Here is a 14,951-nt window from a genome sequence, read left to right as displayed (position 1 = left end):
ATACCTTCATGGGCGACACAAAACAGCAGCACGGCCCTTTCGCCCAGCTCGGCCAGCGCGGTTAATGTATGCAAATGCTTGGTGCCCCTCACGCTGACCGAATCAGGAAAATAACCATGTCCATCGGCTTCTTTAAGGGTGACCTGCTTAACTTCAATAAAAACCTCGCCCTTATCAGGATCACTCAGCCGGAAATCGAGCCTTGCGTCACTGATCTTCACTTCCCGCTTGAGCGTTTGATAGCCTGCCAATGGCGCAATATCACCGGCTAAAATGGCCTCCTCCACGATGCGGTTGGCGCGGCCAGTGTGGACAGAAGCCAGCGCCAAGGCACCCTCTGACTGTGGCAACTCAATCCATTCCCAGGTCCAGGCCAGCTTGCGCTTGGGATTATCACTCCGTGACAGCCACACTCGACAACCGGGCACATTCACCGCCTTCATTGAGCCCGTGTTGGGGCAATGGGCGACGACTTCCTCGCCACCCTCCAGCCTTACATCGGCTAAAAAGCGTTTATAACGACGCAGCAACACCCCAGATACCAACTCAGGATAGGTCGTCATAGTCGACTCACGAAACGGCCAATGCGCTCTACGGCCTCCTGCAACCGTTCAACGCTGTTAGTAAAGGCAATGCGCACATGGTGTTCGCCGCCCTCCAGCGCAAAATCAATGCCCGGAGTAATTGCCACGTTCTCCTCGACCAGCAACCGCTCACAGAATGCCTGGCTATCTCGGCTGTAATGGGAAATATCCAACCACAGATAAAAAGCCCCTTGAGGTGGCAGGTCCGGGGCAAGCCCCAACTGCGCTAGCCCATCCAACAACACTTGGCGTCGCTGCTTGAGCGTCGATCTACGCGCTTCCAAAATATCTCGACACTCTGGAGTGAAAGCGGCCAACGCCGCATGCTGGGAAGGCGTAGGCGCGGCAAGGAAGACGTTTTGCGCCAGCCTAGTAAGCGGCTCGACGGCATGTTCAGGCGCCACCAACCAGCCCAAGCGCCAGCCTGTCATGCCGAAATATTTAGAGAAACTGTTCACCACGAAGGCTTGATCGGAAAGCGATGTCGCCGATAGTGGTGCATCGTCATAATTCAAGCCTTGGTAAATCTCATCGACAATCACGTCACCGCCTTTCGCAGCTACCGTGTTGATGACCGCGTTTAGCGCCTCAGCGCCTAACGTATGTCCCGTAGGGTTAGACGGGGAAGCCAGCATGGCTAAACTCGTTTTAGCTTGCCAGTGCTGTTCAATTAACGGCGCCGTTAACTGCCAACCGCTTTGGCGCCCTACGGGAATGGCATCAATGTCTGCGCCAGCTAGGGCCATAAAGTGACGATTACACGGATAGTTGGGATCGGCCATCAAAACACGGTCGCCTTCTTCGACCAGTAATTGGCTAGCCAGCAGCAGCGCTCCAGAGGCCCCTGGCGTTACCAAAATACGTGAGGGGTCAACGGTGGCGTTAAAATGCTCGGCGTAATGTCTTGAAATCGCCTCCCGCAGCGACGCTAGGCCTGCCGCAGGTGTATAGCGCGTTTTGCCTGTTGCCAACGCTTGCTGGCCTGCTGCTACAATCGGTGCCGGCGTCGCGAAATCAGGTTCGCCGACCTCTAGGTGAATCACATCGTGGCCTTCGGCCTCTCGAGCCTGGGCCATTTCCAATAGATGCATCACGCGAAAAGGTGCAACGTGATTTACACGTGAATTCCAAGCCATAACGGTTCCTTCACTAAATGGTAGAGAAATCATGACGCAGGTCGTTGAAGAGGCAAGACCATGGTCGAAAATGCGCCATTATGCTTGCATAGCGCGCATTTTTCAGCTAAACAAGCATCCCTTTGGCGTGAGATCGTGACACACACTCATGGTCGATCAGCAGTCACATACGTAAGGGGCACTCCCATGCCAGTAGCGGAAAAGAAACCGGAAGCGTCCAAGTCCTTCACCCCGTATGAGCCAGCACCGGGCGAAGAGTATATGAACGAGAAGCAGCTCGCGCACTTCCGCCAGCTCCTTCTAGACTGGAAACAAGATCTCATGGAAGAGGTGGATCGTACCGTACGCCACCTACAGGAAGACGCTAATAACTACGCTGACCCCGCTGACCGCGCTACTCAAGAAGAGGGCTTCAGCCTGGAGCTGCGTACTCGGGATCGCGAACGCAAGTTGCTGAAAAAGATTAACGAAACCATCGAAAAAATCGATGAAGACGACTACGGCTTTTGTGAAGCCTGCGGCGTTGAAATCGGCATTCGCCGCCTTGAAGCCCGCCCCACGGCAACGCTGTGCGTGGACTGTAAAACGCTGGCAGAGCTTAAAGAGAAACAGCTCGGTGGCTAACCATCGGCGCGCATACGCTACAAGCTGCTAGTTTGTTACAAGCTAAAGCGTCCAACGGGCACCCTTGAGGTGCCCGTTTTTGTTTGTCATCTTGTATTTATCGCTGTACTTATCATCGTAGTTAATCGCTGGCGCTATTTGAACAATTGATTCGGGCTGTCATGACCCATACCACGCACTACCGAGGACGTTTCGCTCCTACACCGTCAGGGCCACTGCATCTTGGCTCGCTAGTAGCCGCCCTAGGCAGCTATTTAGACGCCCGCGCTGTTGGCGGGCAGTGGCTGGTGCGCATTGAGGATATCGACCCGCCCCGCTGCCCTGAAGGCTCTGCTGATACAATTCTGCGTCAGCTTGACGCCTTTGGGCTTCATTGGGATGAAGAAATCCGCTGGCAATGCCACCGTGATGAGGCTTATCAGCAGGCGCTCGATCAACTGGCTGCCCAAGGCTTGGCTTATCCATGTAGCTGTTCGAGAAAGCAGTGGCAAGCGTTTTCAATCTATCCTGGCTGGTGCCGCGAGAGCGTTCGTGATGCCACAAAGCCGGTGGCCTGGCGGCTGCGCAGCGATCTGGCAAAGCGCCCTATTACTTGGCAGGATCGGCTTTTTGGTTTCCAACAGTTCGACCCTGCCGTTTTGGGGGATGTTGTGCTTAAACGCAAAGATCAGCTTTGGGCCTATCAGCTCGCCGTCGTAGTGGATGATGCCGATCAAGGCATTACCGATATTGTGCGCGGTTATGACCTGCTGGATAACACGCCCTGGCAAGGCCAGTTGCAGCAAGCGCTTGGCTTATCAACTCCCCGCTATCTACATTTACCGCTCGTGGTTACTCAAGAGGGTCAAAAGCTTTCTAAGCAAAATCTGGCCCCTGCATTAGCCGAAGACGCCGACGGCATTCGCCAACAGCTGTTTCAAGCACTGCGACTACTCGATCAGGCCCCACCTGACACGTTGGTTCAAGAGCCACCCGAAACACAACTAAACTGGGCAATAGCACACTGGTCTGTTGAAAAGCTTGTCGCTACCACCCACCGCCGCTATCAATCAGAGTTTTAATATGTACGTTTATCGCATACTGCTGTTCTTGGTGTTTGGCGGCTATTTGCTTTCGCCGTTACTGATGGACGGCTGGGGAGATCCAAGCGTTGCCTGGTATCGCCCATTTGCTATTTGGGGCGGTCTGATCGCGCTAACGCTATGGCTTGAGCAAAAAAGGAAGTTAGATGAGCGTTGAGCTTTTAGGAGTAGTACTGCTGGGCCTAGGCTATCTTGCCTTACTGTTTGCCTGCGGCATGGCCGTTGAGCGTGGCTGGGTGCCCGTGCGCATTACGCGCCACCCTATTGTGTACACCCTGGCGCTGGGCGTATACGCCAGCGCGTGGGCAATCTATGGCAGTGTGGAGCTTGCGGCGAAAGCAGGCTTTGGCTACCTGGCATATTACCTCGGTGCAGCCGGGGCTTTTCTGCTGGCCCCCGTACTGCTTGTGCCCATACAACGCATTACTCGTACCTACCAGCTCTCTTCACTCGCGGATCTATTTGCGTTTCGCTACCGATCCCGCTGGGCAGGCACTCTGGTAACGCTGATCAGCCTGCTAGCCGTGATGCCGCTGCTGGGCATCCAGGTGCAAACCTTAAGCGATGCGGTCTACTTGCCCACCGGCAGCCGCTATAGCGCGGCGGCCACCCTGCTGTTTTGCGGTGTGATCGCAGGCTGTGCAGTGTTGTTTGGCGCACGCCACAGCCATCGACATCGTCACGATACGCTACTCAGCGTGATTGCTTTTGAATCGATCATTAAACTACTGGCGATGCTTGGGCTAGGTGCCATTGCACTGTGGTGGGTATTTGATGGGCCTCACGGATTACAGCAGTGGTTAGAAGGGCCTGGAGCCGCAGCCCAAGCCGCAACGCCGCAATTTGAAGCCCCCCAATGGCGCACGCTGCTACTGCTGTTCTTTGCGGCCGCGTTCATGATGCCGCACCTGTTTCAGATTACCTTTGCAGAAAGCCTTTCTCGCCACACCCTGCTCCAAGCCAGTTGGACATTACCGCTATTTTTGCTACTGATGGCACTGCCAGTACCGTTGATTTGGTGGGCTGCACAATCGACAAACGAGACGGTTCCAGTCGCAGCCTACGCCGCCTTCTTGATGTCAGAACATTGGTGGGTGGGAGCGCTAGCCTTCATTGGCGGCCTTGCCGCCGCCAGTGGCACCATGATGATGATCGCGCTGGCTCTTTCAGGCATGGTGCTAAACCACGTGGTGCTAGTGGCTCGCCCCCCGGAGGCGCGTAGCGATTTATACGGCTGGCTGCTCTGGCTACGTCGCGGTTTAGTCGTCGCTGTAATTGCGGGCGGGTGGCTATTTGCTGAAAGCGTCGGTCGCTACCATTCGCTAACAAACTTGGGGCTCGCTGCATTTGTAGGCATGGCACAGTGCCTGCCTGGCATGCTGGCGTTGTTATACTGGCCCGGTGCGAACCGCAAGGGCATGATCGCCGGGCTAATGAGCGGCATCATCATTTGGCTGTGGGGCCTATGGTTGCCGCTTTTGCTTGATCTCCCCACACTCTCGCTGCCCCTCACTCCCCTGATGTCTGCGGATGCGCCCATTTGGTATAACGTTACGCTTGTTTCTTTAGCGGTGAATATTTTACTGCTTCTCATTGTGTCGTTATTTACCCGCATCTCAGAAGGCGAACGCTCTGCGGCTGAAGCATGCTCCGTAGATGCGGTCATTCGTTCAAAACGCCTACCACTGGAAGCAGCTACGGCGGGAGACTTCCCTACTTATCTTGCCCAAGCGTTGGGCGATGAAGCTGCCAGCCGTGAAGTTGACCGCGCACTGGCAGCGCTAAACCTGACACCTCAGGAGCGCCGCCCCTATGCACTGCGCCGCCTGCGCGACCGAATCCAGGCGAACCTATCCGGTTTAATGGGGCCTTCAGTTGCGCGAGATATTGTTGATCGTTACTTGCCCTACCGCCACGACGACGCACCGGTCACTGACGATATTCATTTTGTTGAAAGCCGCCTTGAAGCTTACCGCTCTAGGCTCACTGGGCTGGCTCGGGAACTGGATGGCTTGCGCCGCCATCACCGGCAAACGCTAGCCTACTTGCCCGTAGGCTTGTGCGTGCTAGGCGACGATGATGAGCTGTTAATGTGGAATGAGGCGCTTTCATCACTCTCCGGGATTAGCGGCGATAGCGTGATTGGCTCACGCCGAGATAGCCTGCCCCCACCCTGGCCCATTTTACTCGGTAGCGTACTCAACGCCAGCCATACGCCGTTGTATAAACAAGCCGTGTCACTACATGGCAAGGATTACTTCCTCACCCTTCACAAAGCAGTGTTAAGCGGACACGACAGCCGTGGCGGCAGCGTGATTTTGGTAGAAGACCATACTGAAATGAAGTGGCTAGAAGAGGAACTTGTCCACGCAGCGCGCTTGGCATCCATAGGGCAACTTGCGGCAGGCGTGGCACATGAAATAGGCAACCCTATCACGGGCATTTCGTCACTGGCCCAAAACTTGCGCTACGATACCGATGACCCAGCGCTACTGGAAACGGCTAACCAAATTCAACAGTTAACCCAACGAGTCACCAAGATTGTTAACTCGCTGGTCGGTTTTGCCCACGGTGGCCGTCAAACCCTGCCACTGCCGGCATCCCCCGCCTCGCTCTCTACCGTTAGCGAAGACGCGCTGCACTTGATCCATTTAGCGCGCTCGGGGGAGGATGTAAGCTTTACCAATGACTGTCCGGATGACATCGTGGTGCGTGGCGATGCTCAGCGATTAACCCAGGTCATGGTCAACTTACTGAGCAATGCCAAAGACGCTTGCGACGCTCAGGGCACGGTTCATATTGAAGCAGGCAAACAGGCAAGCCATGCTTGGTGGCGAGTCACCGATGATGGCCACGGCATTGACCCAAGCGTGAAGCATCGCCTTTTCGAGCCCTTCACCACGACCAAGCCTGCGGGTCAAGGAACGGGGCTTGGGCTCTCGTTGGCCTACCAAATTATCAATGAGCACCAAGGCAAAATAGAGGTTGCGTCACCACCTCCAGGAAAGCCTCGCGGCACTGCCATCACGCTTTGGCTACCGCTTTACCAACAGGATGATCACCTACCTCATGCCCAGGATACTGATTGTTGAAGATGAAGCGATTATTCGCAGCGCTTTAAAGCGTTTACTCGAACGTCACAGCTATACCGTCAGCGAAGCGGGCAGCGCAGAAGAAGCACGTGAGCTGGCGCCTAGCGAGTTTGATCTAGTCATTAGCGACCTGCGACTGCCAGGTGATCCTGGCACCGCCCTAATTGAGGCCGCAGCACCCGCGCCGGTACTGATAATGACCAGCTATGCCAGCATGCGCTCGGCAGTCGACGCGCTTAAGCAAGGGGCTGTGGACTATGTTGCTAAACCATTTGATCACACCGAGCTTTTAGAAACCGTCGAACGCATTCTGCATAAGCAGTCGATGCAGCAAGGCACACCTCCGGATATCACCGATGAAGGAGGTGGGCGTCAAACGATGATCGGCAATTGCACGGCTATGCAGCAGGTTTACACGCGCATTCGCAAAACAGCCCCGGCAGACGTTACCGTGCTAATTCAAGGAGAATCCGGCACAGGCAAAGAGCTCGTTGCCCGGGCCATTCATCAGCAAAGCAAACGCGCCAAAGCACCGCTGATTTGTGTGAACTGCGCGGCAATACCTGAGACGCTGATCGAGTCAGAGCTTTTTGGCCATGAGAAAGGAGCGTTTACCGGCGCTAGCGCTGCCCGAACCGGGTTAGTGGAAGCCGCCGACGGTGGCACCCTGTTTTTAGATGAAATCGGCGAGTTACCACTGGATGCCCAAGCGCGGCTGTTACGCGTACTTCAGGAAGGTGAAATCCGCAAAATTGGCTCCGTCGAAACACGCCATGTGGACGTGCGCCTGATCGCCGCCACCCACAGAGACTTGCGCGCTCTGTCTAAAAGCGGGGAATTCCGACTAGATCTCTACTATCGCCTCAACGTTATGCAGATTGAATTGCCACCGCTGCGCGACCGTGAAGAAGACGTATTGAAGATAGCCGATATTCTGTTAGATAAAGCCTGCAAACGTCATGATCGCCAAGGGCTTCGTTTGTCACGGGCTTCCCGACAGGACCTACGCGACTACCCTTGGCCTGGTAACGTACGCGAGCTTGAGAATGCACTGGAGAGGGGCGTAATTCTAGCCGAGGGGCATTTGATTCACCCTGACGACCTAGGCCTTGGCCCTGTTACCAACCGACCTCACTCTTCTGCAGGTAACAGCTCCGCATTAGCCAATGAATCATCAGCGCCAAGTGGCGATGACGACGACCTCTCTCTTGAGGACTATTTTCAGCATTTTGTGCTGGAACATCAGGATCAAATGAGTGAAACCGAGTTAGCCCAAAAGCTGGGAATTAGCCGTAAAAATTTATGGGAGCGGCGCCAGCGCCTAGGCATCCCACGTAAAAAAACCGCACGCCGCCCCAATTAGGTGGCGGCAATACCTATGATTAGCCATTCACCACCTCGCCTTCTACGACTAACGTCCAATAGATTGATTTGCATAAGAAATATCCAAAACCTTCCCATCAGCCACTGTTACCTTCCCACACAACACGCCCCAGAAATCCCTTAAAAACGGGTAACACTATGCGTTGCGATTAGTTCCCTGGCATAGCCAATAAATTCCAAGCCCATGAAAATAAAAGAATAAAAAATGGGTGGCACAGCAAGTGCAATATTACTGGGCAAGAAGAACAAAATGGGCAGCGCGGACGTCGCTAACAAAAACAACATGACACCGCCCCAACCTGAGCCAAAACAAAAACAACAGGGCTAGGCAGAGATCATAGTACTAACAAGAACAACAGGCTTGAGTCTCACGACTTGCTAGCGCTAAGCAGAATAGGCGCAGCGAACAATAACAACAGTCAGCAAGTGCCCAAAAAAGGACGCGACGTACACAAAGAATCTGCTCCCAAACAAAAACAACAGCAGCATGTGTGTACACCCCGGAACCAATAACAACACGCCGGGAGAAAAAGTTCGCGGTTGGATTATTGTTTTGAATACGAGGCGGTCGGAATCAGACTGGTTCTCACGCCTACCGACTGCGGTGCGTATTCAGAGCGATGTGCCATCATGAAGAAAAACAACAGCATGGACGCTGATTGTCTGCTTTATAGGGGAGGCTCTTGTAGCCTCCCCTTTCCGCGTTTAAAGCAGTCGTCTTTTACAAACCCTGCTCCAGTGCTTTGCAAGCCTCAAGGGGTCGGCTACACTCAGCAACTTACCGCTAACCTTGCGGTCATTTTTTCGCTACGTTTCTCGATACTGTTTTCGATACCCTGCGAGTCGATATCGCCGCATGTTTAAAGGATTTACCCGTTTATTACATAGCCCGGGAGAGCACTTGAAATCCCTGCTCGATTCCCCAGAGAGCGCCGCCGATGCGCTCAGTCCCCGTATTATTCCGCGCTCCGAGCACCCTGTTTCTCGTCAGCAAATCAGCGAGGCCGCGTTAAAGGTACTCTATCGCCTTAATGGCGCTGGATTTGATGCCTTCCTGGTTGGCGGCTGCATTCGTGATGCATTGCTGGGCAAAATGCCGAAAGATTTCGACGTTGCCACGAATGCAACGCCGGAACAGGTGCGCGATCTGTTTCGCAATTCGCGGCTGATTGGTCGGCGTTTTCGCATTGTGCATGTGCGCTTTGGTCGCGAAGTCATTGAAGTTACCACTTTCCGCGGCAAGCCTCAGGACGAGCACGGCGATCATATCGCCCAGCAGTCTGACGATGGCCTGCTATTGCGAGACAATGTGTGGGGCAACATCGAAGAAGACGCTCTACGCCGCGACTTCACCGTGAATGCGCTTTACTACAATATCGCTGACTTCACGATTCATGACTTTGCCAACGGCGCGCGTGATATTGAGTCACGTACGCTGCGACTGATTGGCGACCCCGTTACCCGCTATCGGGAAGACCCTGTACGTATGCTGCGTGCGGTGCGCTTTGCGGCCAAGCTCGATTTCACCATCGAGCCAGCCACTGAAGAGCCGATGTACGATCTGGCGCCGCTGTTACTGCAAATTCCTCCCGCCCGTTTGTTTGATGAAGTACTCAAGCTATTCATGTCGGGGCACGGCTTAATTACTTTCCGCTTACTGAGCCATTACAACTTGTTTGGCATGCTGTTCCCCGAAGCGGAAGAAGCCATGGCGGATGCTGCTTGGGCCGAAGATCTGATTGAACAAGCGCTCACTAACACCGATAAGCGCATTGCGGAAGGACGGCCAGTGACGCCAGCCTTCCTGCTAGCCGCCTTTTTGTGGGCACCAGTGGCACACCGTCAAGCCGAGCTTGAGCGCGAAGGCATGCCCGCAATTCCAGCGCTGCAAACTGCTGCCCAGCAGGTAGTCACTCGTCAGTTACAGCATATTTCGATTCCCAAACGCTTTGGCATGCCCATGCGCGATATTTGGGAACTACAGGCACGCCTTCCTCTGCGCCGTGGCAAACGGGCATTTCAAACCCGCGAACACCCACGCTTCCGAGCCGCCTACGATTTGCTGCTGTTGCGTGAACAAGCAGGTGAAATACCGCGTGGCTTAGGCGATTGGTGGAATGCCTTCCAGCAAGGTGATGAGCACGAGCAACTTCGGCTGCTGCAAAAAGTGGGAAGTGATCCGGCAAGCCAGGGGGACCGTCGACGTAAAAAACGACGCAAACCACGCAAAACAGAGCAGTAAGAGCACAATGTCACTTGCTTATATTGGCCTAGGTAGCAATCTGGATGACCCTGTCAGCCAGGTTCGCCAAGCCTTACGAGAACTGGACACCCTGCCTCTTTGCCAGTTGGTGGCTCAGTCGTCCCTATACGCTACACGGCCAATAGGGCCACAAGACCAGCCTGACTTTATTAACGCCGTGGCCGCCCTTGAAACTACGCTTTCTCCGCTGGCACTACTGGACCAGCTTCAAGGGCTAGAGCAACGCCACCGCCGTCGGCGATTACGTCACTGGGGGCCGCGCACGCTGGATTTAGATCTGCTGCTTTACGATCAAACCACGATCGCGCGCCCTAGGCTTCAGGTTCCTCATCCCCATATGCATGAACGCGCCTTTGTATTAGCGCCTCTTGAAGAACTGGTGTCTGCTACTCAATTAGAGCCAATAGTGCTTTATCAACAGCCGCTTGCTGAGTGGCTGAAGCAGCTTGAGCAAAGCGGGATACAACGGTTAGACAATCCAAATGCTACCGTGACTGCTACCGTCTGACACAAATCTCGACACCAAGCCCCCATTCAGGTAACAATTGCCAGTTACGCCACTTCACGCTTGCAAGGATGCAACGTTAATAATGGTCGGCTGCCCACGTTGCATCGGCCCACTTAGAAACTACGAGAGCACGCCATGAAAACCGTCACCCTGAGCACTCTGCAGGCGTATAAGCGCGCCGGCGAAACGTTCAGTTGCCTGACCGCTTACGATGCCTCTTTTGCCCATGCCGCCAGCGCTGCAGGCGTTGATGTTCTGCTAGTCGGCGATTCCCTAGGCATGGTCTTACAAGGGCACACTAGTACGCTTCCTGTGACTATGGAAGATATTTGCTACCACACACGCTGCACGGCGCGTGGCAAAGGCCATAGCCTGTTGATGGTGGACTTGCCGTTTATGAGCAACGCCACCACGGAACGCATGCTAGAAGATTCTGCCGCATTGATGCGTGCTGGCGCTGAACTGGTAAAAGTCGAAGGCGAAGCATGGATGGCCGACGGTATCCGTGAGATGACCCGCCGCGGCGTTCCGGTATGCGCCCACCTCGGGTTAACACCGCAAACGGTCTACCAGCTAGGTGGTTATAAAGTGCAAGGCCGCGAAGCTGCCCAGGCCGAACAAATTATCAATGATGCCAAAGTGCTCGTTGAGGCAGGTGCTTCCGTAATTTTGCTGGAGTGTGTGCCAGCAAGCCTGGGTAAAGCAGTAACTGAAGCCTTAGACGTCCCAGTGATTGGTATCGGCGCAGGCCCTGATACCGATGGCCAAATTCTAGTCATGCACGACGTGCTAGGCGTTACTCATGGCCGCACGCCGCGCTTCGTCAAGAATTTCATGGCGGATGCTGAAAGCATTCAAAGTGCATTTTCACACTACCATGAAGCGGTTAAAACCCGTACTTTCCCAGCCGCTGAGCACTGTTTTTAAGCGCCAACTGGAACGACCACGACCCCTTTATGCGCACTTTACGAGATATCAACGAATTACGCAGCACGCTCCGCGAATACCGCCAGCGTGGCCAACGCATTGCCTTAGTGCCCACCATGGGCAACCTGCATCAAGGCCACTTGGCGCTTGTGGCCAATGCTCGTCAGCACGCTGACGTCGTCATTTCAAGCCTGTTCGTGAACCCCATGCAGTTCGGTCCCGGGGAAGACCTGGACGCCTACCCACGCACGTTCGAGGCAGACCAAGCGCAGTTGACCGATGCTGGCTGCGATATTCTGTTCGCCCCCACCGTCAGCGCGCTTTACCCCAATGGCCTGTCTGCCCAGACCCTCGTGCATGTCCCCGACGTAGGCGAAGGGTTGTGCGGAGGCTCGCGCCCCGGGCACTTTGATGGCGTTTCTACCGTGGTCAGCATGCTATTTAATCTGGTGCAGCCGGATGTGGCTTGCTTCGGTGAAAAAGATTACCAGCAACTTGCGGTCATTCGTAAGCTGGTGAGTGATCTACACATGCCTATCGAGATTATCGGCGTACCGATTGTGCGCGCCGATGACGGCCTAGCGCTCTCCTCTCGTAATGGTTATTTAAGTGCGTCTGAGCGCGCAAAAGCCCCCATGCTATATCGCACCTTATGCGAGCTACGCGATGCGTTAGAGCGCGGCACCCCCGCCGAAGAGGTACTACAACAGGGTAAAACGGCACTGTATGATGCTGGCTTTAGGCCTGATTACCTTGAGCTACGTGACGCAACGCTTGCTCCTGTGGGCAGCTCGACACGCAGTGCCGTGCTACTAGCGGCGGCTAAGCTAGGCCCCGCTCGACTTATTGACAACATCAGCGTGCAGCTCCCAGACGCTGCCACTGACACTAGCGCGTAAGCTAGTTTCGCTATTTAGGAGTTTCTATGCACACGATTATGCTGAAAGCCAAGCTGCATATGGCTCGCGTTACCCACGCGGTACTCAATTACGAAGGTTCCTGTGCTATCGACGGGGAATTGCTGGATATGGCCGGTATTCGCGAAAACGAGCAAATCCAGATCTATAACGTGGAAAACGGCGAGCGCTTCACTACCTACGCGATTCGTGGAGAAGAAGGCTCTCGGCTAATTTCCATCAATGGTGCAGCCGCGCATTTAGCCTCACCGGAACACCGGATCATTATTTGTAGTTACGCTCACTACTCTGAAGCAGAACTTGAAAAGCATCAGCCAGCGCTTGTCTATCTGCAAGAAGGCAATCACGTTAGCCACACCAGTAATGCGATTCCTGTTCAATTAGCGTAAGCCAAGCAGTTGAGTAAGCAGCTATTTAACGGGCCGTTTTACGGCCCGTTTTTATTTGCCTAAAAAAGCGTATTGCCGCAATGCACAACCTTCCCCTATGCTGATAGATAAGTTCGACACAACATGCTAACAACAATGGAGAGTCCGCTTCCCCTGAAGCCTCTGTCCTCACTCGGAACGTTGCGTTACTTACCCAAGGAGTCATCATATGCAAGACGTGGTTATTGTCGCCGCTCGCCGCACCGCCGTAGGAAGCTTTGGTGGATCACTCGCTGGCATTCCTGCTAGCGATTTAGGTGCATTGGTTATTAAAGACATTCTCGCCGCTACCGGCGTTGCCCCAGAGCAAATTGATGAAGTGTTGCTAGGCCAAGTGCTGACCGCTGGCGTAGGCCAAAACCCTGCGCGCCAGGCGGCTATCAAAGCTGGTCTGCCTGATGCCGTTCCAGCCATGACGATCAACAAGGTATGTGGCTCAGGCCTCAAGGCCCTGCACTTGGCTACCCAAGCCATCCGTTGCGGTGACGCCAGCGTTATTCTGGCAGGTGGACAGGAAAACATGTCTGCGTCCCCGCATATCCTGCCTAACTCGCGTAACGGTCAGCGCATGGGCGACTGGAAAGCGATTGATTCCATGGTTCACGACGGCCTGTGGGATGCATTCAACAACTATCACATGGGTATTACCGCGGAAAACCTGGCGGATAAATACAGTATCACTCGCGAAGCGATGGACGAGTTCGCGGCGGCCTCGCAACAAAAAGCTGCGCAAGCTATCAGAGATGGTAAATTCAAAGGCCAGATCGTTCCTGTGGAAATCCCGCAGCGCAAAGGCGATCCAGTGGTGTTTGATACGGATGAGAACCCGCGGGAAGTTACCGCTGAGAAGCTAGGTGGAATGCGCCCCGCGTTCAAGAAAGACGGCACCGTTACCGCCGGTAACGCCTCATCCTTAAACGATGGCGCTGCCGTGGTGATGCTTTGCTCAGCAGAAAAAGCCAAAGAACTTGGCTTAGAGCCACTGGCACGTATTGCCGCTTACTCTAACGCTGGCGTTGACCCGGCAATTATGGGCATTGGCCCAGCCCCAGCCACCCGCCGCTGCCTCGAAAAAGCGGGCTGGAGCCTGGACGACCTGGACCTAGTAGAAGCTAACGAAGCATTCGCTGCTCAGGCGCTTTCAGTCAACAAAGAGTTGGGCTGGGATGTCAGCAAAGTGAATGTGAATGGCGGTGCTATTGCACTAGGCCACCCGATCGGTGCTTCTGGCTGCCGCATCTTGGTCAGCCTACTGCATGAAATGATTGCGCGTGATGCTAAGAAAGGCCTGGCCACCCTGTGTATCGGCGGCGGTCAAGGTGTTGCACTGGCGATTGAACGTCCCTAAGCCCTACGTTTAGTGCGCTTAAACGCCATGCCCCCGCTACTAAGAGCGGGGGCATTTTTTACGGTTTATGTTGCAACGTCCTAGCGACGCTTCTCACCCACAATGCTTGAAGGCGTTCGCCATACCAACAACGCCCCCAGCAGGAATAGCCCCGATGCCGCCCACATAGCAATAGGCAGGCTAGTGCCATCGACGATACGTCCACCAAACATGGCCCCTAAACCAATCGACATATTAAAGGTAAAGGCCATCAGCGCGGTGGCTGCCTCGGTATTAGGTGCCGTACGTATAATCCAGGTTTGAATACTCACTGACACGCTGCCAAAAACAGCTCCCCATACCATTAGCAGCAGGACGCCGCTGATAGGCTGAACACCCAGCAGCGGGAAAACAGCCACCACTAACAGTAACAGGCTAGGAATGGCCAGCACCGCCCGATACGGGTGACGCCCAGCAAAGATACCTGCCGCGATATTACCCAAAATCCCTGCCGCCCCATATAGCAACAGCAAACTGCCAACATGGCGCTGAGCTACGCCACTAATCTCCTGCAGAATAGGGCTAATAAAGGTATAAGCAGCAAAGTGCCCAATAACGACAAAGCCGGTGGTTAACACCGCGACACGCACACCACGATTGCTAAACTGCTGCGCTAACAT

Annotated in this window: 14 protein-coding genes; 11 read left to right on the top strand and 3 right to left on the bottom strand. The window is 54.5% G+C overall.

Annotation, left to right across the window (positions count from 1 at the left end; translation table 11 throughout):
* The coding region (gene sfsA, locus INT22_RS15605) for a DNA/RNA nuclease SfsA (protein WP_226912795.1) at window positions 1-563 on the bottom strand (563 nt) is incomplete at its 3' end.
* A complete protein-coding gene (locus INT22_RS15600) occupies window positions 560-1,720 on the bottom strand; it encodes an aminotransferase class I/II-fold pyridoxal phosphate-dependent enzyme (RefSeq protein ID WP_089039904.1) in 1,161 nt (386 codons plus the stop codon). The genes sfsA and INT22_RS15600, both read right to left, overlap by 4 nt.
* Window positions 1,721-1,906: 186 nt before the next feature.
* Here INT22_RS15600 and dksA point away from each other — a divergent pair, with 186 nt between their 5' ends.
* From dksA to INT22_RS15545, 11 genes are all read left to right on the top strand, one after another.
* Window positions 1,907-2,344 carry an RNA polymerase-binding protein DksA gene (gene dksA / locus INT22_RS15595; RefSeq protein ID WP_009723720.1) on the top strand — a complete coding sequence of 146 codons (438 nt, stop codon included), beginning with the start codon at window positions 1,907-1,909 and terminating at the stop codon, window positions 2,342-2,344.
* Window positions 2,345-2,505: 161 nt separating this feature from the next.
* Window positions 2,506-3,405 (top strand): tRNA glutamyl-Q(34) synthetase GluQRS, encoded by a 900-nt coding sequence (gene gluQRS / locus INT22_RS15590; protein WP_193060630.1) that lies wholly within the window; start codon window positions 2,506-2,508, stop codon window positions 3,403-3,405.
* A gap of 1 nt (window position 3,406) precedes the next feature.
* Window positions 3,407-3,583, top strand: coding sequence for a hypothetical protein (locus INT22_RS15585; RefSeq protein WP_009723722.1), 177 nt, complete (start codon window positions 3,407-3,409; stop codon window positions 3,581-3,583).
* The gene (locus tag INT22_RS15580) at window positions 3,573-6,518 is read left to right on the top strand and encodes an ATP-binding protein (RefSeq protein ID WP_193068515.1); all 2,946 of its coding nucleotides are present in this window, start codon (window positions 3,573-3,575) and stop codon (window positions 6,516-6,518) included. The genes INT22_RS15585 and INT22_RS15580 overlap by 11 nt, the downstream gene beginning before the upstream one ends.
* Window positions 6,496-7,881, top strand: coding sequence for a sigma-54-dependent transcriptional regulator (locus tag INT22_RS15575; RefSeq protein WP_089039907.1), 1,386 nt, complete (start codon window positions 6,496-6,498; stop codon window positions 7,879-7,881). The genes INT22_RS15580 and INT22_RS15575 overlap by 23 nt, the downstream gene beginning before the upstream one ends.
* Before the next feature lie 876 nt (window positions 7,882-8,757).
* On the top strand, window positions 8,758-10,143 hold the full coding sequence (pcnB, locus tag INT22_RS15570; RefSeq protein ID WP_038480742.1) for a polynucleotide adenylyltransferase PcnB: 1,386 nt from the start codon (window positions 8,758-8,760) through the stop codon (window positions 10,141-10,143).
* A 7-nt stretch (window positions 10,144-10,150) separates the two neighbouring features.
* Entirely contained in the window at window positions 10,151-10,672 is a 522-nt protein-coding gene (gene folK / locus INT22_RS15565; protein ID WP_193060632.1) for a 2-amino-4-hydroxy-6-hydroxymethyldihydropteridine diphosphokinase, read from the top strand.
* Between the two features lie 135 nt (window positions 10,673-10,807).
* The gene (panB, locus tag INT22_RS15560) at window positions 10,808-11,599 is read left to right on the top strand and encodes a 3-methyl-2-oxobutanoate hydroxymethyltransferase (RefSeq protein WP_089039909.1); all 792 of its coding nucleotides are present in this window, start codon (window positions 10,808-10,810) and stop codon (window positions 11,597-11,599) included.
* Window positions 11,600-11,628: 29 nt separating this feature from the next.
* Window positions 11,629-12,498 carry a pantoate--beta-alanine ligase gene (gene panC / locus INT22_RS15555; protein ID WP_193060633.1) on the top strand — a complete coding sequence of 290 codons (870 nt, stop codon included), beginning with the start codon at window positions 11,629-11,631 and terminating at the stop codon, window positions 12,496-12,498.
* A gap of 26 nt (window positions 12,499-12,524) precedes the next feature.
* On the top strand, window positions 12,525-12,905 hold the full coding sequence (gene panD, locus INT22_RS15550; protein WP_089039911.1) for an aspartate 1-decarboxylase: 381 nt from the start codon (window positions 12,525-12,527) through the stop codon (window positions 12,903-12,905).
* Between the two features lie 208 nt (window positions 12,906-13,113).
* Window positions 13,114-14,292 (top strand): acetyl-CoA C-acetyltransferase, encoded by a 1,179-nt coding sequence (locus INT22_RS15545; protein ID WP_193060634.1) that lies wholly within the window; start codon window positions 13,114-13,116, stop codon window positions 14,290-14,292.
* An 80-nt stretch (window positions 14,293-14,372) separates the two neighbouring features.
* On the opposite strand, the gene INT22_RS21195 is transcribed toward INT22_RS15545, so the two are convergent.
* On the bottom strand, window positions 14,373-14,951 hold a 579-nt coding region (locus INT22_RS21195), incomplete at its 5' end, for an MFS transporter (protein ID WP_446718957.1).

Source organism: Halomonas sp. 3D7M (genome assembly GCF_014897885.1).
GTDB lineage: Bacteria > Pseudomonadota > Gammaproteobacteria > Pseudomonadales > Halomonadaceae > Vreelandella.
The sequence above is the reverse complement of the archived record's forward strand: the minus strand, read 5'-3'. Positions and strand labels throughout refer to the sequence as shown.